A 563-nucleotide genomic window follows, 5' to 3' on the forward strand; every position below is an offset into this window, starting at 1 on the left:
GCTCTGCAGCTGCGTGTTCTGCAGCGTGTCGAGCATCTTCATCTGCTCCATCACGCTGTAAAACACATTTGCACCGCGAGTCTGCCCGTCCTCCACGGGTTCAAAAACGTGAATGAACGAGGCGCGCCCGCCGGGTAACTCACGGGGTATCCATGTCCATTTCTGCGGCATCCAGCCAGGATACCCGTCCTCGCTGACGTAATATCCCAGCGCCGCACCGCTGTCATTAATCTGCACACCGGCACGGCAGTTCCGGCTGTCGCCGGTATTGTTCGGGTTGCTGATGCGCTTCGGGCTGACCATCCGGAACTGTGTCCGGAAAAGCCGCGACGAACTGGTATCCCAGGTGGCCTGAACGAACAGTTCACCGTTAAAGGCGTGCATGGCCACACCTTCCCGAATCATCATGGTAAACGTGCGTTTTCGCTCAACGTCAATGCAGCAGCAGTCATCCTCGGCAAACTCTTTCCATGCCGCTTCAACCTCGCGGGAAAAGGCACGGGCTTCTTCCTCCCCGATGCCCAGATAGCGCCAGCTTGGGCGATGACTGAGCCGGAAAAAAG

Annotated in this window: 1 protein-coding gene; it reads right to left on the minus strand. The window is 57.9% G+C overall.

All coding sequences use genetic code 11. From position 1 onward, the window contains the following. Window positions 1-563 (minus strand): phage portal protein (locus tag J5M71_RS26760; protein ID WP_207838513.1); only part of this gene is annotated, 563 nt, incomplete at both ends.

It is taken from the genome of Pseudomonas sp. 43(2021) (genome assembly GCF_017490805.1).
Taxonomy (GTDB): domain Bacteria; phylum Pseudomonadota; class Gammaproteobacteria; order Pseudomonadales; family Pseudomonadaceae; genus Aquipseudomonas.